This is a genomic window from Paraburkholderia diazotrophica (genome assembly GCF_038900755.1).
GTDB lineage: Bacteria > Pseudomonadota > Gammaproteobacteria > Burkholderiales > Burkholderiaceae > Paraburkholderia > Paraburkholderia diazotrophica_A.
Map to the genome: position 1 here is coordinate 198,056 of NZ_JBBPEN010000005.1, position 22,754 is coordinate 220,809.

The window sequence follows — 22,754 nt, forward strand, 5'->3', positions numbered from 1 at the left end:
CGCTCCCCGAAGTTGAACTTCATGCGAAGCAGCAAGCGTGCCAAGACATTGCGCCAGTCCGCCTCTGTCTGCTTCCACGCATCCCCGCGACGACGGCGAGCGGCGCTGTAAGTCTTGCGTGCGCGCGGAAAAAGCTACGGGCGCGCTTCGATCCGGCTTTCCTGCGTTTGAAGCTCCAGCGCGCGTTCGACTCAAGCGACGGCGCACGGCACCGCTGCGTAGCCGCGAAAGCGCACGCGTCCGCCGCGCGTCGGCTCGCCGCTGATTCTGTACGACGGAAAGCGCCGCACGAACCGTCCGATCGCGATACGTGCTTCGAGGCGCGCAAGCGACAGTCCCGCGCACTGATGAATGCCGAAGCCGAACGCGAGATGGCGGTTCGGCGTGCGTCGGATGTCGAAGCGGTCAGGCTCGGGAAACTGCTCGGGATCCCGATTCGCCGCGCCGATGCACAACGTGACGGGCGTGCCCGCCGTCACGCGCACGCCGCCGATCTCCGTGTCGAGCATCGTCATCCGGTTGCCGAGCTGGTTCGAACTCTCGAAGCGCAGGCATTCCTCGACGGCGCTTTCGATCAGATCCGGCTCGCGCAGCAACGCGTCCCGCTCGGCTGTCCACGCGCTCAACGTAACGAGACCATTGCCGATCAGGTTCGTCGTCGTTTCGTGGCCCGCGTTGAGAATGAAGATGCAGTTCTGCAGCAGCTCGATTTCGGACAGCTGCTCGCCGCCTTCACCTTGAATCAGGCGCGTGAGCACGTCGTGCTGCGGATCGCCGGGCTGCGCGCGGCGTCGCGCGACCAGACTCTTCAGATACGCGACGAACTCCGTCACCGCGCGATTGCCGCGTTCGTGCTGCGCCGGCGTGAGCGTCGGCTCGAGCGCGCCGAGTATCGCGAGCGACCAGTCGCGCAACGGCTCCCGTTCGTCGTGCGGCACGTCGAGCAGATTGCCGATCACTTCGACGGGAATCGCGGCCGCGAAGTCGCCGATCAGATCGATCTCGCCGCGCGCGGCCGCGCGATCGAGCAGACCGTCGACGAGACGGATCAGGCCGTCTTCCATCGCGGCGATCGCGCGCGCCGTCAACGCGCCCGCGATCAGCTTGCGCACGCGCGTATGCAGCGGCGGATCGTTGAATACGAGGCTTGTCGTGTGATGCTCGAAAAGCGGCGTCGCGCCGTACTTGGGCGCGAACTCGACTTTCTTGTCGGAGCTGAAGCACTTCGAATCGCGATAGACGGCCTGCACGTCGCGATAGCGCGTGAGAAAGAGCGAACCGTCGGGCATGCGCTTGACGGGCTCGTGTGTGCGCAGCGCGCGATAGACGGGATACGGGTCGGCGTGAAACGATGCATCGAGATGCCGCAGGTCGAAATCGCGGGCGATGTCGGCATCGGTTGCCGTTCCGTGAAGCAGGTTCATCGGTATCTCCATGTTTGTTCTTTTCGCCGCGCGTCGCGGCTGAATGCTTCGACTCGTCAGTATGAACCATGCCGTCTTCGCAAGCATCGCCGCTGCACCCACGCGACCGGCCGTCGCGCGCGGAACCGTTACAATAGCCGGATTTCCCGTGCCATCCCGCCGCACATTTCACGCGCGCATGCCACACGTTGCGCGCCCATTTTCCGCGTCGACATGAATCTCGTCATCCAAAGCCTTGCGCCTCTTGCCGCCGAACACCACAAGCCGCTCACCGCGCTGTCGCGCGGTTCGAACCTCACCGTGATCGATCCGCACGCGGTGTGCATCGACAACGCCGATGCGGCGCAGCGCGCCGACGTCGACGTGTACTGCGCGACGCACTCGCTCGACTACGCGTTCGTCGAAGCGGGCCGCCGGCTGACCGACTTCCGCCTCATGGCGATGGACATGGACTCGACGCTAATCACGATCGAGTGCGTCGACGAGATCGCGGATTTCTGCGGCCTGAAGGCGGAAGTGGCGGCCATCACGGAAGCGGCGATGCGCGGCGAAATCAAGGATTTCAACGAGAGCCTCACGCGCCGCGTCGCGCTGCTCAAGGGTCTCGACGCGAGCGCGCTCGACAAGGTCTACGAAGAGCGCCTGCGTCTGTCGCCGGGCGCGGAAAAGATGCTGGCGGGCGCGAAGGCGGCGGGCCTGAAGACGCTGCTGGTATCGGGCGGCTTCACGTTCTTCACCGAGAAGCTTCAGGCGCGCCTCAACCTCGATTTCACGCGCGCGAACACGCTGGAGATTGTCGACGGCAAGCTGACGGGCCGGGTGCTCGGCGAGATCGTCAACGCCGATGTGAAGGCGCGCACGCTGCGCGAAGCGTGCGACAAGCTCGGCATCGAACCGTCGCGCGCGATCGCGATGGGCGACGGCTCGAACGACCTGAAGATGATGGGGATGGCGGGCCTGTCGGTCGCGTTCCGCGCAAAGCCCGTCGTGCGCGAGGCCGCTAGCGTCGCGTTCAATCACGTCGGGCTCGATGGGCTGTTGCGGCTCTTCTAAGCCAGCGCGCTTGCACTGCCGGATGATGTGAAAACGCGAAAGGCCCGCTCTGAATCGAACGGGCCTTTCCGTTTGCGCTGCCGCTTAGGTTAAAACCAGGCGGCGAATACAGCCGTCAGGCGGCCAGCGCCGCGAGGCAACGCTCGATATCCGCGCGCAAATCCGCTTCGTCTTCGAGGCCGACATAGAAGCGCACCAGCGTGCCGCGATGCGGCCACTGGGATTCGGTGCGCATCGATGCGACGTTGTACGGCATCGCAAGACTCTGTGCGCCGCCCCAGCTCCAGCCCAGCGAGAACAGTTCGAGCGATTCGCAGAACGTGTCGATCTGCGCGGGCGTATAACGCTCGTCGAACACGACCGAGAACAGCCCGCCCGCGCCCGTGAAGTCGCGCTTGTAAAACTCGTGGCCCGGGCAGTCGGGCAGCGCCGGATGCAGCACGGCTGCAATTTCGCGCCGCGTCTTCAGCCACTTCGCGAGTTCGAGCGCGCTCTTGTCGTGCTGCTCGAAGCGCACTTTCATCGACGGCAGACTGCGCAGGATCAGCGAGCAATCGTCCGACGACACGCCGATGCCCATCCGCATGCGCGCGAGCTTCAGCTTCAGATGCAATTCGCGGTCGATGGTGATCGTCGCGCCCATCAGCACGTCGCTGCCGCCCGACTGGTACTTCGTGAGCGCCTGCATCGAAATGTCGACGCCGTGATCGAACGGACGGAACGCGAGGCCCGCCGACCACGTGTTGTCGATCGCAGTGATGACGCCGCGCGCGCGGGCGACGGCCGTGATCGCGGGAATGTCGGACACTTCCATCGTCACGGAGCCGGGCGCTTCGAGCCAGATCAGCTTGGTGTTCGGCTGGATCAGGTCGGCGATGTCCGCGCCGATCAGCGGATCGTAGTAACGCGCGGTGATGCCGAAGTCCTTCGCGAGCCACTCGGCGTGATCGCGGTTCGGCGAATAGACGTTGTCGGGAATCAGCACGTCGTCGCCCGATTTCACGAGGCCGAAGTATACGTTCGAAATGGACGACAGGCCGGACGGCTGCAACAGCGCGTGATTGCCGCCTTCGAGCGCGGCGAGGCGCTGCGCGAGCGTGATCGATGTCGGCGTTGCGTGCAGTCCGTAGCGCCACTGCGCGTCGTTGCGCCAGTCGAGGGTGCGCATCGCCGCGAGATCCGGAAAAACGACCGTCGATGCGCGCGCAACGGGCACCGAGAACGATTCGAAACCGGGCGTCAGCTGGTCGGCGGGCTGGACGATGCGTGTTTGCAAGCCGTGCTTCGGAGTCTTTTGAGTCATGGTCAGTTGGTGTTGGATTCGAAGTGCGTGAGGTGGTACGTCAGTGATGCGCGCGGCGCGCCTATTCGCCCGTCGTCAGATTGCTCACGCCGTTGACGGGCTGGCCGCCCTTGCTCGCCTGAGCGGGCGGTTGCTGGGGCTTCTGTGCTTGCGCTTGCGTAGGTGCCTGAGCGGGCGACTGAGCGGGCGACTGAGCGGCTGCATTCTTGCCGGCTGCGCCAGTCGCCGCCTGTCCCGCCGCGAGCGGCCGCAACGAGAAATCTTGCGGATCGGAATCGTCGACGTTCATCCGCTGGCCTTCGACCGAACCGTCGGCGGCAAACTTGCCGACCCAGTTGCCCGTGATGTGCGTGCCGTCGTTCGACTCTTCGACTTCGAGCGTATCGCCGTCGCGATCGCCTGCGATCAGGATTACCTCGCCCGAATCGGCGAACTGATACTCGCCGTGCACGCCAGATGGGTCGTCGGTCTTCGCGCCCAGGCGCAGCACGATCTGCCGCTTGCCCAGTGTTCCCGCATATTGCGGAAACTTTGCGAACTCGGGGCTCGGCTTCAACGGCAACTGGATCGGCGGCGGCGCCGCGAGTTGCTTCACGGCATCGCTTTGCGCGTACGTCGCGGCGGGCAACGCCATCGTGACGGCCAACGCCGCGGCTGCGATCATCGCGGGCCACGACGCCCTCAGTTTCGACCTCATCTTCTGCATCCGTTGTTTCCTTTCAACCGGCCTGTGATATCCCGCCTTCGATGTCATGCTTCGACGTCATGCCTTGACGTCGTACCTTAACGTCATGCTTTAACGTCGTGCGCGGCGGGAACCGGCTTCGACCGGTTATACCGCAAGTTCGTTCAGCGAGGGGGCGGCGCACCTTTTCGCCGCCCCTTTTCACGCGTCATTGCCTCGTCAGATGCGCTCGAAGATCGCGGCGATGCCCTGGCCGCCGCCGATGCACATCGTCACGAGCGCGTAGCGCCCGCCGATACGCTGCAGCTCGTACAGCGCCTTCACCGTGATCAGCGCGCCCGTCGCGCCGATCGGATGGCCAAGCGAAATGCCCGAGCCGTTCGGATTCACCTTCGCAGGATCGAGGCCCAGTTCCCGCGTCACGGCGCATGCCTGCGCGGCGAATGCCTCGTTCGCCTCGATTACGTCGAGATCGCCGACTTGCAGGCCCGCGCGCTCCAGCACTTTCTGCGTCGCGGGCACGGGGCCGATGCCCATGTAGTTCGGATCGACACCCGCATGCGCGTACGCGACGAGCCGCGCGAGCGGTTTCGCGCCGCGCTTGTCGGCGACGCTGCGCTCCATCAGCACGACGGCCGCCGCCGCGTCGTTGAGGCCCGACGCATTGCCCGCCGTGACCGTGCCGTTCTCCTTCGCGAAGACGGGCTTGAGCTTCGCGAAGTCGTCGGCGGTTGCGTTCATGCGGACGTGCTCGTCCGTATCGAAGACGATGTCGCCCTTCTTCGACGCAATCGTGATCGGGAGAATCTGTTCCTTGAAATAGCCGCCTTCGATCGCCTTTGCGGCACGGCGATGCGACTCGAGCGCGAGCGCGTCCTGCGCTTCGCGTGTGATGTCGTATTTCTTCGCGACGTTTTCCGCTGTCACGCCCATGTGGATCGGCTGAAACGGATCGTGCAGCGCGCCGAGCATCATGTCGACCATGCTCGCGTTGCCCATGCGCTGGCCGAAACGCGCCGTCGGCATCATGTACGGCGCGCGGCTCATGCTTTCCGCGCCGCCGCCGATCGCGACGTCGGCATCGCCGAGCAGCACGCTCTGCGCCGCGGAGACGATCGCCTGCAGCCCGGAGCCGCATAGCCGGTTCACGGTCAGCGCGGGCGCGTGCTGCGCGACGCCGCCGTTCAGCGCGGCAACACGCGCGAGATACATGTCTTTCGGCTCCGTGTGGATCACGCTACCGAACACGACGTGACCGACTTCGTCGCCGTTGACGTTCGCGCGCGACAGCGCCTCGCGCACGACGCGCGCGCCCAGGTCCGTAGGCGCGAAGTCCTTCAGGCTGCCGCCGAAATCGCCGATTGCGGTCCGTACGCCGCTTACCACCACCACTTCACGTTGCATCGCTTGCTCCTCTCTTGTGTCTCAGATGAATGCCGCGCGCTTTGTGGAGACAGCACGCGACGATGTCCCGCTGAACCTGCCCGAGTAGCCGATTGGCGCGTTGCGCCCTGACGTTATTGTGCAACCGCCGCCGTGCGATGCGCTCAAGCGGCGAGGAGTTTTTCGACGGTCGCGCGATCGGGAATCGGCGCAACGGCGCCGAAGCCTTGCGTCGACAGCGCCGCCGCGACGTTCGCATAACGCGCGGCCGCGAATGGATCGTCGCCCGCGACGATGCGCGCAATGAATGCGCCGCCGAAGCAGTCGCCCGCGCCCGTCGCATCGACCGCGTTCACGGCGTGACCCGGCACGACGCGGCGCTCATCGTGTGTCGCGACATACGAGCCTTCCCTGCCGAGCTTCAACGCGACGATACGCGGACCTTGCGCCAGCAGAAAATCGACGATGTCGTCGCGCTTCGTGAGTCCTGTCAGCTCGGTGACGTCATCCCAGCTCGGCAGGCAGATGTCCGTCTGGCGGATCGCTTCGAGCATCACCGCGCGCGCCCGCGCGAGCGGCCAGAGCTTGAGGCGCAGATTCGTGTCGAAGCTGACGAGCACCCGGTTCGCGCGCGCATGTTCGACGGCGGTGAGCGCGGCATCGCAGGCGCTCACGCTGATCGCGAGACTGATGCCCGACAGATGGATGACCTTCGCGGCGGCAATCGCGCCGAGCGGCAGATCGCGCGGCGCGTAGCGGCTCGCGGCGGAGCCGGCGCGCAGATAGTCGAACTGATGGCCGGACGGGCCATGCGACACGAAATACACGCCCGTCGACGCCTGATCGTCGATACGCACGAACGACGTATCGACGTGCTCGCGTCGCCACAGATCGAGCAGCAGACGCCCGAACTGATCGCCGCCGACAGCCGACACGAAACCCGTCGACGCGCCCTGACGCGCGGCCGCGATGCAGAAGTTCGACGTGTCGCCGCCAAAGCCCTGCAGATACGTCGGCTGGTCTTTCTCCGACTGGTTGAACTCGACCATCGCCTCGCCGAGCGCGAGGACGGACGGCGTGCCGGCGGGCGCGCTCGACGCCATCGCCTAGACCTCGCCCCACAGGTCGTGGCCGTCGGCGCCCGTGATCTTCACCGACACGAAATCGCCGACCTTGTAGCGCTTCGACGCCTTCGTCGCGGGCGCGATATACACGACGCCGTCGATCTCCGGCGCATCCGCCGCCGTGCGGCCGATGCCGCCGTCGGCATTGATTTCGTCGACGAGCACCTTCAGCGTCTTGCCGACCTTGCGCGCAATGCGCTTCGCCGACACTTCTTCCGCGACTTCCATGAAGCGCGCGCGGCGTGCCTCGCGGACTTCATCGGGCAGCGCGCCGTCGAGCTCGTTGGCCGTGGCGCCTTCGACGGGCGAGTACGCGAAGCAGCCGACGCGATCGAGTTCCGCCTCGCGGATGAAGTCCAGCAGCGTTTCGAACTGCTCTTCCGTTTCGCCGGGGAAGCCCGCGATGAACGTGCTGCGGATCGTCAGGTCCGGGCAGATCTCGCGCCATGCGCGCACACGCTCGAGCACCTTCTCGGCGTTCGCGGGACGCTTCATACGCTTCAGCACTTCCGGATGCGCGTGCTGGAACGGCACGTCGAGATACGGCAGCACGTGGCCCTTAAACGGTCCTTCCGCCATCATCGGAATCACTTCGTCGACGCTCGGATACGGATACACGTAATGCAGACGCACCCACGCGCCGTATTGCGCGGCCAGTTCGCCGAGCGCGCCGACGAGATCGGTCATGCGCGTCTTGATCGGCTTGCCGTTCCAGAAGCCCGTGCGGTATTTGACGTCGACGCCGTATGCGCTCGTGTCCTGCGAAATGACGAGCAGCTCTTTCACGCCCGACTTGAACAGGTTCTCCGCTTCGAGCATGACTTCGGCGACGGGGCGCGAGACGAGATCGCCGCGCATCGACGGAATGATGCAGAACGTGCAGCGGTGATTGCAGCCTTCGGAAATCTTCAGGTACGCGTAGTGACGCGGCGTGAGCTTGATGCCCGCGGCGGGCACGAGATCGACGAACGGATCGTGCGGCTTGGGCAAATGGCTGTGCACGGCCTGCATCACTTCGCCGACGGCATGCGGGCCCGTCACGGCGAGCACCTTCGGATGCACTTCTTCGATCAGATTCGAGCCGCTTGCGCTCTGCTTCGCGCCCAGACAGCCGGTGACGATCACCTTGCCGTTCTCGTTCAGCGCTTCGCCGATCGCGTCGAGACTTTCCTGGACGGCTTCGTCGATGAAGCCGCACGTGTTCACGACGACGAGGTCTGCACCGTCATACGTGCCGGATATCTCGTAACCCTCCGCGCGCAACTGCGTGATGATCTGTTCGGAGTCGACGAGGGCTTTCGGGCATCCGAGGGAAACGAATCCGACCTTCGGAGTCGAGGCGGTCGGCGCGGCGGGGGTTGAGGTCTGCGACATAGAGAATGGTCCGGCGAGAAGCGATGAGTGGCGCGATAGATGAAGGCCTGGGCGTGCAGCCCGAGCGCCAAACCGCGGCAAACGTGGATGCACCGTGCGGCGGCTAAAAGCGCGACTGCGGGCCGCCGCGAATTGGGGCCATGTGGATCGGATCTGTAGCGCGATGCGTGGTCGACGCTCGATCGAAATGGCCTCGCGCAAGCAACCGCGTATTATACCGTGGTCGGGGAATGAGGAACGGCGTATAGGCGGACGCGCCTTTTGATGCTCCCTGTTGTCCACACATGGCCCTGTCGACAACACGTGGGCGCTCCGTTACCGATCTTCGAGGTTTGACAAAACATTACACCGCCCTGGTTTATTTACGACCGCGCATTCATTATTTTCCTATCCAGATCTATCCGAACGCGTTTTCGACGCGGCAACTTAAATCACAGCATCAGGATAATCAGCAGACAAGGACAAATATGAGCGCACGGCATATCCACAATCACAGACCAATCAAGCATTCGAAACAATCCTGGCAAGAAAAGTCGACGAATGTCGTACCGCTTTACGTTCAGTCGGCGCTCAGATCCGCAATTGAACTCGAAGGCGTTTCATCCGCCGATTTCAACGATCTCCTTTGGATCATGGCGCAGGAATCTGCCGGCATTGTCGGCACGCGCAACGGCGCATCAACAGCGCGGGGCCTCTACCAGTTGCTCCGTGCCCAATACGGTTTGAACCCGCATGGCGAGCAATCCTTCGGCAATGCTGTCGAAGAATGTCAGGGCGGCATCCGTTACATTTATGGCCGATACCACTCAGCGAAATCGGCGCAAGATTTTTGGAAGAGACATCACTGGTATTGAACGTTATGCGCCGATCATTGTGTTTTCTTTCGATCTTATGGGCCGTGTCGATTCGGTGTATCGCGTCCGACGATTTGCCGAAATTTGAAAATTGCATGGCCACACCTGAAACGGTGCAAAAGCAAGCGCGCCTGAAACTGACCACGGCCGAGACCCGTCGATATGCGACCCAGTTGAGGGAAGTACAGAAACATCCTGTCGATTTCGCAGGTCATTTCGTCATGGCGAGTTGGGGGTGCGGCGCGGGCTGCGTCACAGCAGCGGCGATCGATGTGAGAACGGGCGCCGTCACGATGGTCCCGTTCACAGTATCGGATTGGCCGCTCGACGTGACCGAACCGCTTTCATTCCGGAAGGACAGTTGCTTGTTAATCGTCCGCGGCAGCCGAAATGAAAAAGGCCGTGGCACGTACTACTACCGCTTCGACGGCAAGTACTTCCGCCTTTTGAAGGCAATCGAAGAATAGACGGCATACACGCCGCCACACCGCCCGGCGCGCCGCCGGGCGGACTCATCGAGGCATCCTGGCCGGAAACGCAAGAAGAACGCGTTCCCGCCTGAAGAACCGCTTGCGCCGGCTACTTTTTCTCCGGCTCCGGATTCCCTTGCGGCGCAGGCTGCGTGAACGGGAACGAGCTGAACATCGTCTTCGCCTGGTTCTGCATCTGCTCCTGCATCTGGACGAACATGTTCTTCGACTGCTCGATATAGCTCGTCATCATCCCCTGCATCATCGGGGCCTGCATGTTCATGAACTGCGACCAGACCTCCGGATTCATCGTCTTGCCTTCGTATAGGCCCTTCGATTGATCCGCGAGCTTGTTCTGAATATCGATGAACGCCTGGATGTTCTTTTCCAGGTACGTTCCCATCATGCCCTGCATCGCATGCCCGTAAAAACGGATGATCTGCGACAGCATCAGCGAAGAGAACATCGGCAGACCACCGCTCTCCTCTTCGAGAATGATCTGCAGCAGGATGCTGCGCGTCAGGTCTTCGTTGCTCTTGGCATCGATGACCTTGAAATCCTCCTGATCCAGCACGAGCTGCTTCACATCAGTCAACGTGATGTAAGTGCTGGTCTCTGTATCGTACAGTCGACGGTTCGGATATTTCTTGATGAGTCGTTCGGCTGTTTTCTTTGTAGTAGTGGTCATGTAAAGCCTTTGAGCGCGAATGAAGCGCAGAAACGGCGTCCTGTTGCACGCGCAGCTTGACACTGCGCGTACAAGACGCCGCCAGAAACATCTGAACCATGCAACGCCCTGCTTCGTCCTTGCTGCGACAAAGCGGAACGCCCACGGATCAGCCCATATGCAGGCCGCCGTTCAGCGAGAAGTCGGCCCCCGTCGAGAAGCCCGACTCGTCCGACGCCAGCCATGCAACGATCGACCCGATTTCATCCGGCGTGCCGAGACGGCGCACCGGAATCGTCGCGACGATCTTTTCCAGCACATCGGGGCGGATCGATTTCACCATGTCCGTGCCGATATAGCCCGGCGACACAGTGTTGACCGTCACGCCCTTGGTGGCCACTTCTTGCGCGAGGGCCATCGTGAAACCGTGAATGCCCGCCTTCGCGGTCGAGTAGTTCGTCTGCCCGAACTGCCCCTTCTGGCCGTTCACCGACGAAATATTGATGACGCGGCCCCAGCCTCGCTCGACCATGCCGTCGATCACCTGCTTCGTCACGTTGAAGAGACTCGTCAGGTTGGTGTCGATCACGGCCGTCCAGTCCTCGTGCGTCATCTTGCGAAACACGACGTCGCGCGTGATGCCCGCATTGTTGACCAGCACGTCGACTTCGCCAATTTCAGCTTTCACCTTGTCGAACGCGGCCTTGGTGGATTCCCAGTCACCCACGTTGCCTTCCGAAGCAACGAAGTCGAAGCCCAGCGCTTTCTGATCTTCGAGCCATTTCACGCGGCGCGGCGAGTTCGGGCCGCAGCCCGCGATCACCTTGAAGCCATCCTTGTGCAGACGCTGGCAAATGCTCGTGCCGATGCCACCCATGCCGCCCGTTACGTACGCAATTCGTTGTGACATAAAACACACTCCATTATCGTTTTACGAGACGCCAGCCGCCTCGTGCTTCGCCCTTCGCGATATCCATGGCCATGGGCGGTTTGCGCCACCTGCAAGGCCATTGGACCGCGCCACGCGCCGGCCGCCCTCTGGCGAACGCCGGCCGGCGTGGCGGCCTCCTTGTGAAACGGTCCTGCTTACGGACGCTCGACAGCCAGCGCCACGCCCATGCCGCCGCCGATACACAGCGAGGCAAGCCCCCTCTTCGCATCGCGCTTCTGCATTTCGTGCAGCAGCGTGACGAGAATACGGCAGCCCGACGCGCCGATCGGATGGCCGATCGCGATTGCGCCACCGTTCACGTTGACCTTCGACGTATCCCAGCCCATCTGCTTATGCACGGCCAGCGCCTGCGCGGCGAACGCCTCGTTGATTTCCATCAGGTCGAGATCGTTCACGCTCCAGCCCGCGCGCTCCAGACAGCGGCGCGACGCCGGCACGGGGCCCATGCCCATCACCTTCGGATCGACACCCGCGTTCGCGTATGCCTTGATGCGCGCGATCGGCGTCAGACCCAGCGCCTCGGCCTTCTTCGCCGACATCACGACGACAGCGGCTGCGCCGTCGTTGATGCCCGACGCGTTCGCGGCCGTCACCGAGCCTTCTTTCGAGAACGCCGGCTTCAGGCTCGCAAGCGATTCGGCCGTGACGCCGTGGCGCACGAATTCGTCGGTCGCGAACGACAGCGGGTCGCCCTTCCTCTGCGGAATCTGGATCGGCACGATTTCATCATCGAAACGGCCGGCCTTCTGTGCGGCTTCCGCCTTATTTTGCGAAAGTGCTGCGAACTTGTCCTGGTCTTCGCGCGTGATGCCGTATTCCTTCGCGACGTTCTCGGCCGTCACGCCCATGTGGTACTGGTTGTACACGTCCCACAGGCCGTCGACGATCATGCTGTCGATCAGCTTCGCGTCGCCCATGCGGAAGCCGTCGCGCGAGCCCGGCAGCACGTGCGGCGCGGCGCTCATGTTTTCCTGGCCGCCCGCGACGACGATGTCCGCGTCGCCCGCGATGATCGCGTTGGCCGCCAGCATCACGGCCTTCAGGCCCGAGCCGCACACCTTGTTGATGGTCATGCCGGGCACGGCCATCGGCAGGCCGGCCTTGATCAGCGACTGGCGCGCCGGGTTCTGACCCGAACCCGCCGCCAACACCTGACCCATGATGACTTCGCTCACCTGCTCGGGCTTCACGCCCGCGCGCTCCAGCACGGCGCGGATCACCGTGGCGCCCAGCTCCGGCGCCGCGATCTTCGCCAGCGACCCACCGAATTTGCCGACAGCCGTGCGGGCCGCCGATACGATCACTACGTCAGTCATTTCGATTTCCTTTGGGGCTGCGGCGTGTCACTCCACAGTAGCCCGTCAAGTTGTTAATCCGGTCAGTCAGCGTTACTGCGATACAGCGTCTGTCTCACTCCGTCGTCACTCGTTATCCGTTTGCGGCGATCGCTCGTTGACTCCGACGGCGACCGCTCCTGAATTGCTTCGACGCCCGAACGATTACTCGCGCACCTGCACGTAGCGTCCGGGCGCGGGTTCGATCACGGGGAATTCGGCCGAGCCCGCTTCCGTCGGCGCCTTCACCTTCTTGCCGCCGTACTGGTCGAGCCAGTTCGTCCATTCGGGCCACCAGCTGCCCGGGGTTTCCGTCGCGCCTTCGAACCAGTCGTCCGGATTCGCGGGCAGCGTCTTGTCGTCGCCGGCCACCGACCAGTAGCTGCGCTTGTTCTTCGACGGCGGATTGATCACGCCGGCGATGTGCCCCGATGCGCCGAGCACGAACTTGCGCGGCCCCGTCAGCAGCGGCACCGACGCATACGCCGATTGCCACGGCACGATGTGATCTTCGCGCGAGCCGTAGATGAACGTCGGCACGTCGATGCGCGACAGGTCCACTTTTTCGCCGCACGTCGTCAACGCGCCGGGCTCGCGCAGCCGGTTCTCGAGATACGTATTGCGCAGGTACCAGACATACATCGGACCCGGCAGGCTCGTCGAATCGCTGTTCCAGTACAGCAGGTCGAACGGCATCGGCGTGCGGCCCTTCAGGTAATTGTCGACGACGTAGTTCCACACGAGGTCGTTCGGACGCAGGAACGAGAACGTGTTCGCGAGCTCGATGCCGCGCATCAGGCCCGGGGGCATACCGTTCTTGCCGCCTATCGTCTGCTCGCGCATCTGCACATGCGCTTCGTCGACGAAGATGTCGAGCACGCCCGTATCGCTGAAGTCGAGCAGCGACGTGAGCAGCGTCATCGACGCGGCGGGATGCTCGCCGCGCGCCGCCGCGACCGCCAGCGCCGCGGCCAGCAGCGTGCCGCCGATGCAGAAGCCGAGCGTATTGATCTGCTCGCGGCCGCTGATCTGGCGCGCGGTATCGAGGGCCTTCAGCACGCCGTCGGACACATAGTCGTCCCACGTCTTGTGCGCGATCGACTGGTCCGCGTTGCGCCACGAAATCAGAAAGACCTGATGACCGGATTCAAGCGCATGCGCGACGAGCGAGTTGTCGGGCTGCAGGTCGAGGATGTAGTACTTGTTGATGCACGGCGGCACGATCAGCAGCGGCCGCTCGTGGACCGTCGCCGTGCGCGGCTTGTACTGGATCAGCTGCATCAGTTCGTTCTCGAACACGACGGAGCCTTCCGTCATCGCGAGATTCTTGCCGACGCCGAAACGGGATTCGTCCGTTTGCGAGATCTTGCCGCGCTGCATGTCGCCGAGCAGATTCATCACACCCTGGCGCAGGCTCTCGCCGTTGCTTTCGAGCAGCGTCTTCTGCGCTTCGGGATTCAGCGCGAAGAAGTTGCTCGGCGATGCAGCGGCCGTCCATTGCTGCACGGCGAAGCGGATGCGCTCGCGTGTCTTCTGGTCGGTTTCGATCGCGTCGACGAGTTCCTGCAGATAGCGCGCGTTCAGCAGATACCACGCGGCCGTGTACGTGTAGACGGGCGTCGTCTTCCAGGCTTCCGAACTGAAGCGGCGGTCCTTGAGCTCGATGCCAGCCGACGCCGCCTGGGTCGCCTGCTGCAGCAACTGCATCGCGTCGCGCGAATAGTCGGACTGCAATTGCTGAAGCCGCGCGGGCGGGATCGACGCGCTCGGCACCTTCAGTCCCACGAGCTGCTGCGTGAACTGTTGCGCAAACTGCGGCGCGAACTGTTGAGCAAGCTGCGGATTGAACGCCTGTCCGAAGAATGCGTTGAACGGCTGGCCCGAAGCCTGGCCGTCCGGTTGTCCCTGCGTCCGGGCAAACTGCCGGGCGATCTGCTCGACGAACGGATTGGAAAATGGCAGCGAACCCGCCTGGCCCGTCGCCGCTTTCGCGAAGTCCGGCATGGAAGGAACGCTGAACGGATTGCCATTTGCTGCGGCCGGCGCGCCTAGCGAACGCCATGCGTTCATCCATGCGTCGAACCATTGCTGAACCCCTGCCGCATTCGCTTCTTGCTGAGCGCGGTCTGACGAGGTGTCCTTGCGAGAAGAATTCGAGGAAGTTTGAGATGCAACCATGCCTGCTTTTGACCGAAGAGTCCTCGCGGACGGGTTGAGAGGCAGGCTCTGGCGCGCAGACCGCGATCGGATCGCGACCACTCGGCGCCCTTGCCCTGTGAAGAACATTCTTGCGCCCCATCGCAAGGCATGTCAATGCTTGCTCCCGATTTTGCCGCAGTGCGGGATTTTTTTCATTATCGTTTTCCCGATGTGCATCAAGGCGTTTCGCGATCTCGTGCGTCGTCGCGCTGTGCAATGCAAAAAGAGCCCGCTATGACGGGCTCCTGTCCTGATCCACACAGCCGCGGAACGCTTATGCGCTGCCCAACCGCATAGGTCTTCTTACGTTCGCGCAGTGCAGCATACGAACGCTCGCGAAGCGTCTTCGCGATGTGTCTGGCGCAGCAAAAGGCCTTTTCGCAGCGGGACTTAGAACGGCACGTTATCGTCCGCGAGCCAGATCATCGCGGCCATTCGGCCCGTCTCGCGATCGCGTCGATATGAGTAAAAACGCTCGCGCCGAGTGAACGTGCAATGATCGCCACCCGTTACCTGCATCACGCCGAGTTGCGCGAGTCGCAGACGCGCGAGCCTGGGCAGATCCGCGAGGTATTTGCCCGCGTTCACAGGGTGATCGGCGAAGGCGCTTGCGAGCTCATCGCGTTGTGCGCCACCGACACCCTTCATGAAGGCGTCACGCACGTCTGGTCCGACCTCGAAAGCCGCCGGGCCGATGCACGGACCCAGGTAAGCGTGCAGCGCTGACATGTCAGTGCCCGCGAGCGACGCGACACGCCGCGCCGTGTTCTCGACGACACCCGAAGCGAGACCTCGCCAGCCCGCATGCGCGGCGCCGACCGCGCGGCCTTGCGGATCGCACAGCAGCACGGGCATGCAGTCCGCGATCATCACGACACACAGCGTGCCCGTTTTGTCGGTCACGCTCGCGTCGGCCTGAACGGGTGGCTCGCCGCGCTTTGCGGCGGCGAGCGCGTCGTCGGCATTCACGACCGTCGCGCCGTGAACCTGCGACAGCCACGCCGCCCGGTCGATCCCGGTGAGCCCGGTCAGCCGCAGCACGCGTGCACGGTTCTCTTCGACATGCGCAAGATCGTCGCCCGACTTCTTGCCGAGATTCAGTCCGCCCGGCCCGTCGACGCCATCGCGCCACGTGCCGAACGGCGGCAGGCTCACACCGCCGTTGCGCGTCGTGACGAACGCATGCACGCGCGGCGACACGCGCCACTCGGGCCGCAGCACGTCTTTGATCGTCAGGTCAGGCAGCGTCATGCGCGATCGTCCTTGTCGTGTGATCCGTCTGCTTCGTCCGCTTCGTCCTCGTCGATGTACTCTTCCGCATCGGACGATGCATCGGCTTCGTCGTCGTAGAACGCTTCGTATTCGTCGTAGTCTTCGTCGTGCTCGTCTTCATGCTCGCGGCCCAGCCCAAGCGCTTCGGACAAGGCGGCCATATCTTCCGGCACATCGGCGCGCCACTGCATCGTGCGGCCCGTCCGAGGATGAACCAGCGCGAGCCGCCATGCATGCAGCGCCTGTCGCGCGAAGCCGCCCGGCAGCGGCGTCACCGACCGCTTGCCGCGCGCGCGGCCATACACCGGGTCGCCGAGCAGCGGATGGCCGACATGCGCGCAATGCACGCGGATCTGATGCGTGCGCCCCGTCTCCAGATCGCAATGGATCGCCGACACGGGCTGACGCTCCCACAGCGTCGAATCGATTCGCCTGAAGTGCGTGCGCGCGGGCTTGCCCGCCGCGCCCGTCACGACGGCCATGCGCGTGCGCTCGCGCGGATCGCGGCCGATGGGCGCGTCGATCGTGCCTTCTTCCGGCATGTTGCCCCATACGAGCGCGAAATAGCGGCGCTTGACCGTGCGCGCCTGCAACTGGCGCACGAGATCCGTTTGCGCTTCGAGCGTGCGCGCGACCACCATCAGCCCCGACGTCTCCTTGTCCAGCCGATGCACGATGCCTGCGCGCGGCAAGCCCGCGGCGGCATCGCCATAGCGGTGCAGCAGACCGTTCAGCACGGTGCCGCTCCAGTTGCCGGCGGCGGGATGGACGACGAGCCCGGCAGGCTTGTTGATCACGACGAGCGTCTCGTCCTCATAGACGATATCGAGCGGCACCGGTTCCGGCGTGAACGCGAGCTGCTCGGGCAGCAGATCGGGCACGAGCTCGATCGTCGCGCCAAGTGGCACCGGCTGGCGGATCTTCGCGGGCTGTCCGTCGACGCGCACGCGCTGCGCATCGATCCAGCTTTGCAGACGGCTGCGGGAAAACTCGGGAAAGACCTTCGCGAGCACCTTGTCGAGCCGGTCGCCCGCAAGCTCGGGCGGCACCGTGACGACGCGCGGCGCTTCGTCCGCGCGCGGCGCGGCGCTTTCGGCAGCGATGGTCGGCGCTTCGGAAGCGAGTGCGTCGCCGCCGAAATCGTCGTCGAGCGCAGCGCTTGCGCTATCGTCCGGCAATGCGTCGGCGGGGTTTGCGCTTGGGCTATAATCCTTGTTGCTCTTCCGCGCGCCCTGTGCGGGGCGCGGAGTATTGGAACGGGTCATCGAGACTGGGTCACCTGGACGTAAAGCTAGACTGGAAAATGCGAGCCTTGAACATCATTACTCAAACTGTTCGAAAGACGGTGGCCCAACAGATGGCCAGGAAGGTGGCCAGCTATGTCGCTTGCGCGGCAGCCGTTGCGCTGGTGGCGGCCTGTCATGGCCTGCCTCAGAAGACCGACGAAACCGCGACGTGGACCAACAATAAATTATATACGGAGGCGCAAGACGCCTTGAACGGCAGCGACTACGGCAAGTGCGCGAAATACTTCGAAGCGCTCGAAGGCCGCGACCCGTTCGGCCACTTTGCGCAGCAGGCGCAGATCAACGTCGCGTACTGCAACTGGAAGGACAGCGAAACGGATGCCGCCGACCAGGCCGTCAACCGCTTCATCCAGCTGCACCCGGACCATCCGGACATCGCGTACGCGTATTACCTGAAGGGCATGATCCACTTCAACGACGATCTCGGTCTGTTCGGCCGCTTCTCGGGTCAGGACATGAGCGAGCGCGATCCGAAGTCGCTGCGCGAGTCATATGACGCTTTCAAGGTGGTCGTCGACAAGTATCCGCAGAGCAAGTATGCGCCCGATGCCGCTCAGCGCATGCGCTATATCGTGAACGCGCTGGCTTCGCACGAAGTGCACGCGGCCGACTACTACTATCGCCGCGGCGCGTACGTGGCCGCGATCAACCGCGCGCAGCTCGCGATCAGGGAATACAAGAACGCGCCCGCGATTGAAGACGCGCTGCATATCATGATGCTGTCGTATCAGAAGCTGGACCAGCCGCAGCTCGCCGACGATACGAAGCGCGTGCTGGCAGGCACGTTCCCGGACAGCCCGTATATCACGGGGCATGCGCGTCCGGGTAAGGAAAAGGCGTGGTGGCAGTTCTGATCCGCTGATCGTCAGCCGATATAAAAAACGCCACGGTTCGATACCGTGGCGTTTTTGTTTGTGCGGCTCGCTCTGGTGCTCTCGCTGCGCCGCTCATTCTGGCGCCCGCTTTACGCGGACGCGCCTCACGACGGGCCCGTTTCGTTCGCGCCCGGTCAGTCACGCTCGAACAGCGCGATCGATTCGACGTGCGACGTGTGCGGGAACATGTTCACGACGCCCGCGCCCTTCAGCCGATAGCCGGCTTCATGCACGAGCAGGCCGGCGTCGCGGGCGAGCGTCGCCGGGTTGCAGGACACATAGACGATGCGCTTCGGCAGCGGCCCTTCGCCGCTTTGCGCGATGTCCGCGAGCGCCTTCGATACGGCCAGCGCCCCTTCGCGCGGCGGATCGATCAGATACTTGTCGAAGTGGCCGAGCGCGCGGATGTCGTCGGCGGTGACTTCAAACAGGTTGCGGCACGCGAACGACGTATGCCCGTCGACGCCGTTTTCCTTCGCGTTTTCGAGCGCGCGCGTGGTCAGCACGTCGCTGCCTTCGATGCCCACCACTTCGCGCGAAACCCGCGCGAGCGGCAGCGTGAAGTTGCCGATGCCGCAAAACAGATCGAGCACGCGATCGGTCTTTGCGGGCGCCAGCAGGCGCAGCGCGCGGCCCACCAGCACGCGGTTGATCTGGTGATTGACCTGCGTGAAATCGGTCGGACGGAACGGCATGCGGATGCCGTACTCGGGCAGCGTGTAGTCGAGCTGCCGGTCGAGCGGATAGAACGGATAGACGGTATCCGGCCCCTTCGGCTGCAGCCAGAACTGGACGTTGTGCTGGTCGGCGAAATCGCGCAGCAGCTGTTCGTCGGCGGCGTTGATCGGCTCCAGGATGCGCAGCACGAGCGCCGTCACCGACGAGCCGACGGCCAGTTCGATTTGCGGCATGCGCTCGCGAATCGACAACCCTTCGACCAGATGGCGCAGCGGCACCAGCATGTCCGACACATGCGGCGGCAGCACTTCGCAGCTCGTCATGTCGGCGACGTAGCTGCTCTTCTTCTCATGGAAGCCCACCAGCACGCCGCCCTTCTTCACGACGTTGCGCACGGTCAGCCGCGCGCGATAGCGGTAGCCCCACGACGGGCCGTGGATCGGCCGGAAGACGGTTTCCGCGCGCAGCTTCGCCAGATGCATCAGATTGTCTTCGAGCACGCGCTGCTTGACGGCGATCTGCGCGCGCACGTCGAGATGCTGCATCGAACAACCGCCGCACGTGCCAAAAAACTTGCACTGCGGGCGGGTACGGATCACGCTCTCTTTAAGAATATCGACGACTTGCGCCTGTTCGAAACTCGGCTTCTTCCGGTAGCTCGAATAGGTGACGCGTTCGCCGGGCAGCGCGCCCTCGACGAAGATGACCTTGCCGGGCGAGCCGTCTTCCGTGACGGTGCGGCCGACGCCGCGCGCTTCCATGTCGAGCGAGTCGATATCGAGTTCGGGGGCCTTGAACGGGCCGGCGGCAGCCTCGTCGCGCGCATGCCTGCTCTTGCGGGGCGAGCGCGTTTTACCAATGGGGGTAACAGTTTCAGACACCTGCGACTTCCTGACAGACTGTGTAAAAGTGGGACCCGACATGAAAAATCAGCGGGACCAAACATGAGATTGTAGACGAACGACAAACACCGACGGAGATTTGACGATGCGACTGATCAGCTGGAACGTCCAGTGGGGACGCAGTGCGCACGGGGACGTGAACCTGTCGCGCACGATCGACGAAGCACGGCGGCTCGCCGATTTCGATGTGCTGTGCATGCAGGAAGTCACGCGTGGCTTTTCGGTGCTGGCGGGCCATCCGGGCGACGACCAGTTCGCCGAGCTTGCCGATCTGCTGCCCGGCTACACCGTGCTCGGCGCGATCGGCGCGGATCTGGCGCCGCTCAAGCTCGATGCGCCCGCCGCGCCGCGCCGGCAGTTCGGCAACGCGCTCGCGACGCGTCTGCCCGTCGAGCGCGTGATCCGTCATTCGCTGCCGTGGCCCGCCGACCCGGAAGCGCCGTCGATGCAGCGCGTCGCGCTCGAAGCCGTGCTGCGCGCGCCGAGCGGGCCGCTGCGCGTAATCGTCACGCATCTGGAGTTCTATTCGCTCAAGCAACGGCTCGCGCAGGTGAACCATCTGCGCGCGATGCAGCAGGAAGCGGCCGCGCATGCCGCGCACCCCGCGCCCGCCGAAAATGCGATCGGGCCTTTCACCGATACGGGGCGGCCTGTCAGCGCGATTGTCTGCGGCGATTTCAACAGCGCGTACGACAGCGAAGCGTACAGGCGCATGCTGGAGCCGCTCGACGGCAGCCCGTCGTTTGTCGACGCGTGGACGGCGCTGCACCCGAACCAGAGTCCGCCGATGACGGCAGGCGTCTACGACAAGGCGCAGTGGTCGGACGGGCCGCTCACGTGCGATTTCCTGTTCGTCACAGAAGACCTGCGCACGCGGTTGCGCAGTTGCGAGATCGACGGCGCGACGCGCGCATCCGATCATCAGCCGATCGTGCTGGCGATGGATTGACCTGCCCTGCGTGCACGCGGCGCGCGTGCATCATCCGCGGCGCGTGCATGCGAGCGCACGCAGCGATCAGTTCTCGAACGCAGCCAGATACTCGGCCCAATGCGGCGCCGGCTCCTGCGCGAGCGCGTTCTTCACGAACGCGATTTCGTCCGCGTACTCTTCGGGCGAGAAGCCGCCGCGCATCAGCTGGAAGCGGCAGTACAGCAGATACGTGTTGACGACATCCGTCTCGCAGTAGTTGCGGATCTCATCGATGCGGCCCGCCCGGAACGCGTGCCACACCTGGCCGCCGTCCATTCCCAGCTTGCCGGGAAAGCCGCACAGCTTCGCGAGCGCATCGAGCGGCGCGTTCGCGCGCGCCTGATACATCGCGAGCACATCCATCAGATCGGTGTGACGCGAGTGATAGCGGCTGATGTAGTTGTTCCATTTGAAGTCGCGGTCGTCTTCGCCGAGGTCCCAGTAGCGGTTCGCACGAATGCCGTTGACGAGCGCGCGGTAGTGCAGCACGGGCAGATCGAAGCCGCCGCCGTTCCATGACACCAACTGCGGCGTGTATTTCTCGATGGTCCGGAAGAACGATTGCACGAGCGCGGCTTCGCCGTCTTCGGGCGTGCCGAGCGAGCGCACGCGAAAGCCGTTGTTGTCGCGGAACACGCATGAAATCGCGGCGACGCGCTGCAGATGATGCGGCAGAAAATCGCTGCCCGTCTTCTCGCGCCGCGCCGCGAAAGCATGCTCGGCGACTTCTTCGTCGGACATCGTGGCGGGAAGACTTTCAAGCCGGCGAATGCCAGCGACATCGGGAATCGTCTCGATGTCGAAAACCAGAATTGGAGTCATTGGTTTCTAAAGAACGGCGTCCTTGCGTACGCCATTGGAGGCAAAGAAGCGCTTCAGACGCACGAGCGCCTCTTGCTGGATCTGGCGCACACGCTCCCGCGTGAGGCCCATTTCGTCGGCGAGTTCTTCGAGCGTGGCCGGCTCGATGTGATTGAGACCGAAGCGGCGCTCGATCACATGCCGATGCTTGTCCGACAGCCGCGCGAGCCATGCGCGCGTCAGCGTCTCGAGCTCGCGATGCTGCACTTCCGCGTCCGGCGACTGGCTCTGGTCGTCCGACAGCAGATCGAGCAGACTGCTCGCGGGATCGAGATCGAGCGGCGCGTCGAGCGACGCCGTGTGCTCGTTCAGCGCGAGGATGTCGGTCACTTCGTCCGTCGTCTTGCCCGTCAGATACGCGATATCGTCGATGCTCGCGTCGCGGCGGTCAGCCGCCTCGCCCGAGTTCATCGAATTCTTTTCGAGGTGGCGCTTCGCGCGCAGCACCTGGTTCAGCTCGCGGATCACGTGCACGGGCAGCCGCACCGTGCGCGCCTGATTCATGATCGCGCGCTCGATGCTCTGGCGGATCCACCACGTCGCGTAAGTCGAGAAGCGGAAGCCGCGCGTCGGATCGAACTTTTCGATCGCGTGCATCAGGCCGAGGTTGCCCTCTTCGATCAGATCGAGCAGCGGCACGCCGCGATTCAGATAACCCTTCGCGATGCTGACCACCAGCCGCAGATTGCGCTCGATCATCACCTGACGCGCTTCGAACTCGCCCGCTTTCGCAAGACGCGAGTAGCGCTGCTCTTCCTCGACGGTGAGCAGCGGCTTCACGCTGATCCGGTTCAGGTAATGCTGGATCGTGTCGGCCGTGAGTTCGGCTTGCAGGAGCGCGCGGAAATCGTCGGCGTCGGGTGCGGAATCGTTTGCGCCTTCGCGCGACTCGGATTCTTCGTCGGAACCCGATGCGCGTTCGTCGAGATCGTTGGCGCTTTCGAGATCGTCGACCGCTTCGTCGTCGGCATCGGAAGCGCCAGCATCGTCCACCGAAACATGCGTGGCACGGCTGAGTGACTCAGTCTCTGCTTGCGGTGTGCGGCGCTTCGATTTCGGCATGGTCG

The 22,754-nt window shown here is 63.8% G+C and carries 20 protein-coding genes; 5 read left to right on the forward strand and 15 right to left on the reverse strand.

Features of this window, described 5'->3' with window-relative positions:
• Nucleotides 1-191: 191 nt before the first annotated feature.
• A complete protein-coding gene (locus AABE10_RS17815) occupies nt 192-1,424 on the reverse strand; it encodes a cytochrome P450 (protein WP_428983344.1) in 1,233 nt (410 codons plus the stop codon).
• Nucleotides 1,425-1,637: 213 nt separating this feature from the next.
• Here AABE10_RS17815 and serB point away from each other — a divergent pair, with 213 nt between their 5' ends.
• A complete protein-coding gene (gene serB, locus AABE10_RS17820) occupies nt 1,638-2,477 on the forward strand; it encodes a phosphoserine phosphatase SerB (protein WP_342934596.1) in 840 nt (279 codons plus the stop codon).
• 115 nt (nt 2,478-2,592) lie between these two features.
• Here the strand turns inward: serB and AABE10_RS17825 are convergent, their stop codons facing one another.
• From AABE10_RS17825 to rimO, 5 genes are all read right to left on the reverse strand, one after another.
• Nucleotides 2,593-3,780 carry a cystathionine beta-lyase gene (locus tag AABE10_RS17825; protein WP_342934597.1) on the reverse strand — a complete coding sequence of 396 codons (1,188 nt, stop codon included), beginning with the start codon at nt 3,778-3,780 and terminating at the stop codon, nt 2,593-2,595.
• Nucleotides 3,781-3,841: 61 nt separating this feature from the next.
• Nucleotides 3,842-4,486, reverse strand: a complete 645-nt coding sequence (locus AABE10_RS17830; protein WP_342934598.1) for a hypothetical protein — start codon at nt 4,484-4,486, stop codon at nt 3,842-3,844.
• A 198-nt stretch (nt 4,487-4,684) separates the two neighbouring features.
• The gene (gene bktB, locus AABE10_RS17835; RefSeq protein ID WP_342934599.1) at nt 4,685-5,869 is read right to left on the reverse strand and encodes a beta-ketothiolase BktB; all 1,185 of its coding nucleotides are present in this window, start codon (nt 5,867-5,869) and stop codon (nt 4,685-4,687) included.
• A 143-nt stretch (nt 5,870-6,012) separates the two neighbouring features.
• The gene (locus tag AABE10_RS17840) at nt 6,013-6,951 is read right to left on the reverse strand and encodes a sugar kinase (RefSeq protein WP_342934600.1); all 939 of its coding nucleotides are present in this window, start codon (nt 6,949-6,951) and stop codon (nt 6,013-6,015) included.
• Between the two features lie 3 nt (nt 6,952-6,954).
• Complete coding sequence (gene rimO, locus AABE10_RS17845) at nt 6,955-8,346, reverse strand: 30S ribosomal protein S12 methylthiotransferase RimO (RefSeq protein ID WP_342934601.1); 1,392 nt, start codon at nt 8,344-8,346, stop codon at nt 6,955-6,957.
• 332 nt (nt 8,347-8,678) lie between these two features.
• Here rimO and AABE10_RS17850 point away from each other — a divergent pair, with 332 nt between their 5' ends.
• Together AABE10_RS17850 and AABE10_RS17855 are read left to right on the forward strand one after the other, a co-directional pair.
• Complete coding sequence (locus AABE10_RS17850; protein ID WP_342934602.1) at nt 8,679-9,200, forward strand: hypothetical protein; 522 nt, start codon at nt 8,679-8,681, stop codon at nt 9,198-9,200.
• A 95-nt stretch (nt 9,201-9,295) separates the two neighbouring features.
• The gene (locus AABE10_RS17855) at nt 9,296-9,667 is read left to right on the forward strand and encodes a hypothetical protein (RefSeq protein WP_342934603.1); all 372 of its coding nucleotides are present in this window, start codon (nt 9,296-9,298) and stop codon (nt 9,665-9,667) included.
• Between the two features lie 112 nt (nt 9,668-9,779).
• Here AABE10_RS17855 and phaR read toward each other — a convergent pair whose 3' ends face one another.
• The 6 genes from phaR to AABE10_RS17885 form a co-directional block, all read right to left on the reverse strand.
• A complete protein-coding gene (gene phaR, locus AABE10_RS17860; protein ID WP_012400378.1) occupies nt 9,780-10,358 on the reverse strand; it encodes a polyhydroxyalkanoate synthesis repressor PhaR in 579 nt (192 codons plus the stop codon).
• A 148-nt stretch (nt 10,359-10,506) separates the two neighbouring features.
• Nucleotides 10,507-11,247, reverse strand: coding sequence for a 3-ketoacyl-ACP reductase (locus AABE10_RS17865; protein ID WP_342934604.1), 741 nt, complete (start codon nt 11,245-11,247; stop codon nt 10,507-10,509).
• A 176-nt stretch (nt 11,248-11,423) separates the two neighbouring features.
• A complete protein-coding gene (locus AABE10_RS17870; RefSeq protein ID WP_342934605.1) occupies nt 11,424-12,605 on the reverse strand; it encodes an acetyl-CoA C-acetyltransferase in 1,182 nt (393 codons plus the stop codon).
• Nucleotides 12,606-12,788: 183 nt separating this feature from the next.
• Complete coding sequence (gene phaC, locus AABE10_RS17875; protein ID WP_428983345.1) at nt 12,789-14,801, reverse strand: class I poly(R)-hydroxyalkanoic acid synthase; 2,013 nt, start codon at nt 14,799-14,801, stop codon at nt 12,789-12,791.
• Between the two features lie 411 nt (nt 14,802-15,212).
• Nucleotides 15,213-16,073, reverse strand: a complete 861-nt coding sequence (gene pgeF, locus AABE10_RS17880; RefSeq protein WP_342934607.1) for a peptidoglycan editing factor PgeF — start codon at nt 16,071-16,073, stop codon at nt 15,213-15,215.
• On the reverse strand, nt 16,070-17,359 hold the full coding sequence (locus tag AABE10_RS17885; protein WP_342934608.1) for an RluA family pseudouridine synthase: 1,290 nt from the start codon (nt 17,357-17,359) through the stop codon (nt 16,070-16,072). Before AABE10_RS17885 ends, pgeF begins: the two co-directional genes overlap by 4 nt.
• Nucleotides 17,360-17,451: 92 nt before the next feature.
• Between AABE10_RS17885 and AABE10_RS17890 the strand changes: the two genes are divergently transcribed.
• Nucleotides 17,452-18,255, forward strand: a complete 804-nt coding sequence (locus AABE10_RS17890; RefSeq protein ID WP_428983346.1) for an outer membrane protein assembly factor BamD — start codon at nt 17,452-17,454, stop codon at nt 18,253-18,255.
• Nucleotides 18,256-18,410: 155 nt separating this feature from the next.
• Here the strand turns inward: AABE10_RS17890 and rlmD are convergent, their stop codons facing one another.
• On the reverse strand, nt 18,411-19,835 hold the full coding sequence (gene rlmD, locus AABE10_RS17895) for a 23S rRNA (uracil(1939)-C(5))-methyltransferase RlmD (RefSeq protein ID WP_342934610.1): 1,425 nt from the start codon (nt 19,833-19,835) through the stop codon (nt 18,411-18,413).
• 106 nt (nt 19,836-19,941) lie between these two features.
• On the opposite strand from rlmD, the gene AABE10_RS17900 reads away from it, so the two are divergent.
• A complete protein-coding gene (locus tag AABE10_RS17900; RefSeq protein WP_342934611.1) occupies nt 19,942-20,805 on the forward strand; it encodes an endonuclease/exonuclease/phosphatase family protein in 864 nt (287 codons plus the stop codon).
• A 66-nt stretch (nt 20,806-20,871) separates the two neighbouring features.
• Here the strand turns inward: AABE10_RS17900 and AABE10_RS17905 are convergent, their stop codons facing one another.
• On the reverse strand, nt 20,872-21,648 hold the full coding sequence (locus AABE10_RS17905; RefSeq protein ID WP_342934612.1) for a 3'-5' exonuclease: 777 nt from the start codon (nt 21,646-21,648) through the stop codon (nt 20,872-20,874).
• Nucleotides 21,649-21,654: 6 nt separating this feature from the next.
• The gene (rpoS, locus tag AABE10_RS17910) at nt 21,655-22,749 is read right to left on the reverse strand and encodes an RNA polymerase sigma factor RpoS (protein WP_342934613.1); all 1,095 of its coding nucleotides are present in this window, start codon (nt 22,747-22,749) and stop codon (nt 21,655-21,657) included.
• Nucleotides 22,750-22,754 lie beyond the last annotated feature (5 nt).

What these genes read in the sequence shown, in the direction of transcription:
- rpoS (WP_342934613.1), bottom strand. Translation starts at nt 22,749, where the DNA reads ATGCCGAAATCGAAGCGCCGCACACCGCAAGCAGAGACTGAGTCACTC.
- pgeF (WP_342934607.1), bottom strand. Translation starts at nt 16,073, where the DNA reads ATGACGCTGCCTGACCTGACGATCAAAGACGTGCTGCGGCCCGAGTGG.
- AABE10_RS17815 (WP_428983344.1), bottom strand. Translation starts at nt 1,424, where the DNA reads ATGAACCTGCTTCACGGAACGGCAACCGATGCCGACATCGCCCGCGAT.
- AABE10_RS17905 (WP_342934612.1), bottom strand. Translation starts at nt 21,648, where the DNA reads ATGACTCCAATTCTGGTTTTCGACATCGAGACGATTCCCGATGTCGCT.
- phaC (WP_428983345.1), bottom strand. Translation starts at nt 14,801, where the DNA reads ATGGTTGCATCTCAAACTTCCTCGAATTCTTCTCGCAAGGACACCTCG.
- AABE10_RS17870 (WP_342934605.1), bottom strand. Translation starts at nt 12,605, where the DNA reads ATGACTGACGTAGTGATCGTATCGGCGGCCCGCACGGCTGTCGGCAAA.
- AABE10_RS17855 (WP_342934603.1), top strand. Translation starts at nt 9,296, where the DNA reads ATGGCCACACCTGAAACGGTGCAAAAGCAAGCGCGCCTGAAACTGACC.
- AABE10_RS17865 (WP_342934604.1), bottom strand. Translation starts at nt 11,247, where the DNA reads ATGTCACAACGAATTGCGTACGTAACGGGCGGCATGGGTGGCATCGGC.
- AABE10_RS17885 (WP_342934608.1), bottom strand. Translation starts at nt 17,359, where the DNA reads ATGACCCGTTCCAATACTCCGCGCCCCGCACAGGGCGCGCGGAAGAGC.
- AABE10_RS17825 (WP_342934597.1), bottom strand. Translation starts at nt 3,780, where the DNA reads ATGACTCAAAAGACTCCGAAGCACGGCTTGCAAACACGCATCGTCCAG.
- bktB (WP_342934599.1), bottom strand. Translation starts at nt 5,869, where the DNA reads ATGCAACGTGAAGTGGTGGTGGTAAGCGGCGTACGGACCGCAATCGGC.
- AABE10_RS17840 (WP_342934600.1), bottom strand. Translation starts at nt 6,951, where the DNA reads ATGGCGTCGAGCGCGCCCGCCGGCACGCCGTCCGTCCTCGCGCTCGGC.
- AABE10_RS17900 (WP_342934611.1), top strand. Translation starts at nt 19,942, where the DNA reads ATGCGACTGATCAGCTGGAACGTCCAGTGGGGACGCAGTGCGCACGGG.
- rimO (WP_342934601.1), bottom strand. Translation starts at nt 8,346, where the DNA reads ATGTCGCAGACCTCAACCCCCGCCGCGCCGACCGCCTCGACTCCGAAG.
- phaR (WP_012400378.1), bottom strand. Translation starts at nt 10,358, where the DNA reads ATGACCACTACTACAAAGAAAACAGCCGAACGACTCATCAAGAAATAT.
- AABE10_RS17890 (WP_428983346.1), top strand. Translation starts at nt 17,452, where the DNA reads ATGGCCAGGAAGGTGGCCAGCTATGTCGCTTGCGCGGCAGCCGTTGCG.
- AABE10_RS17830 (WP_342934598.1), bottom strand. Translation starts at nt 4,486, where the DNA reads ATGCAGAAGATGAGGTCGAAACTGAGGGCGTCGTGGCCCGCGATGATC.
- serB (WP_342934596.1), top strand. Translation starts at nt 1,638, where the DNA reads ATGAATCTCGTCATCCAAAGCCTTGCGCCTCTTGCCGCCGAACACCAC.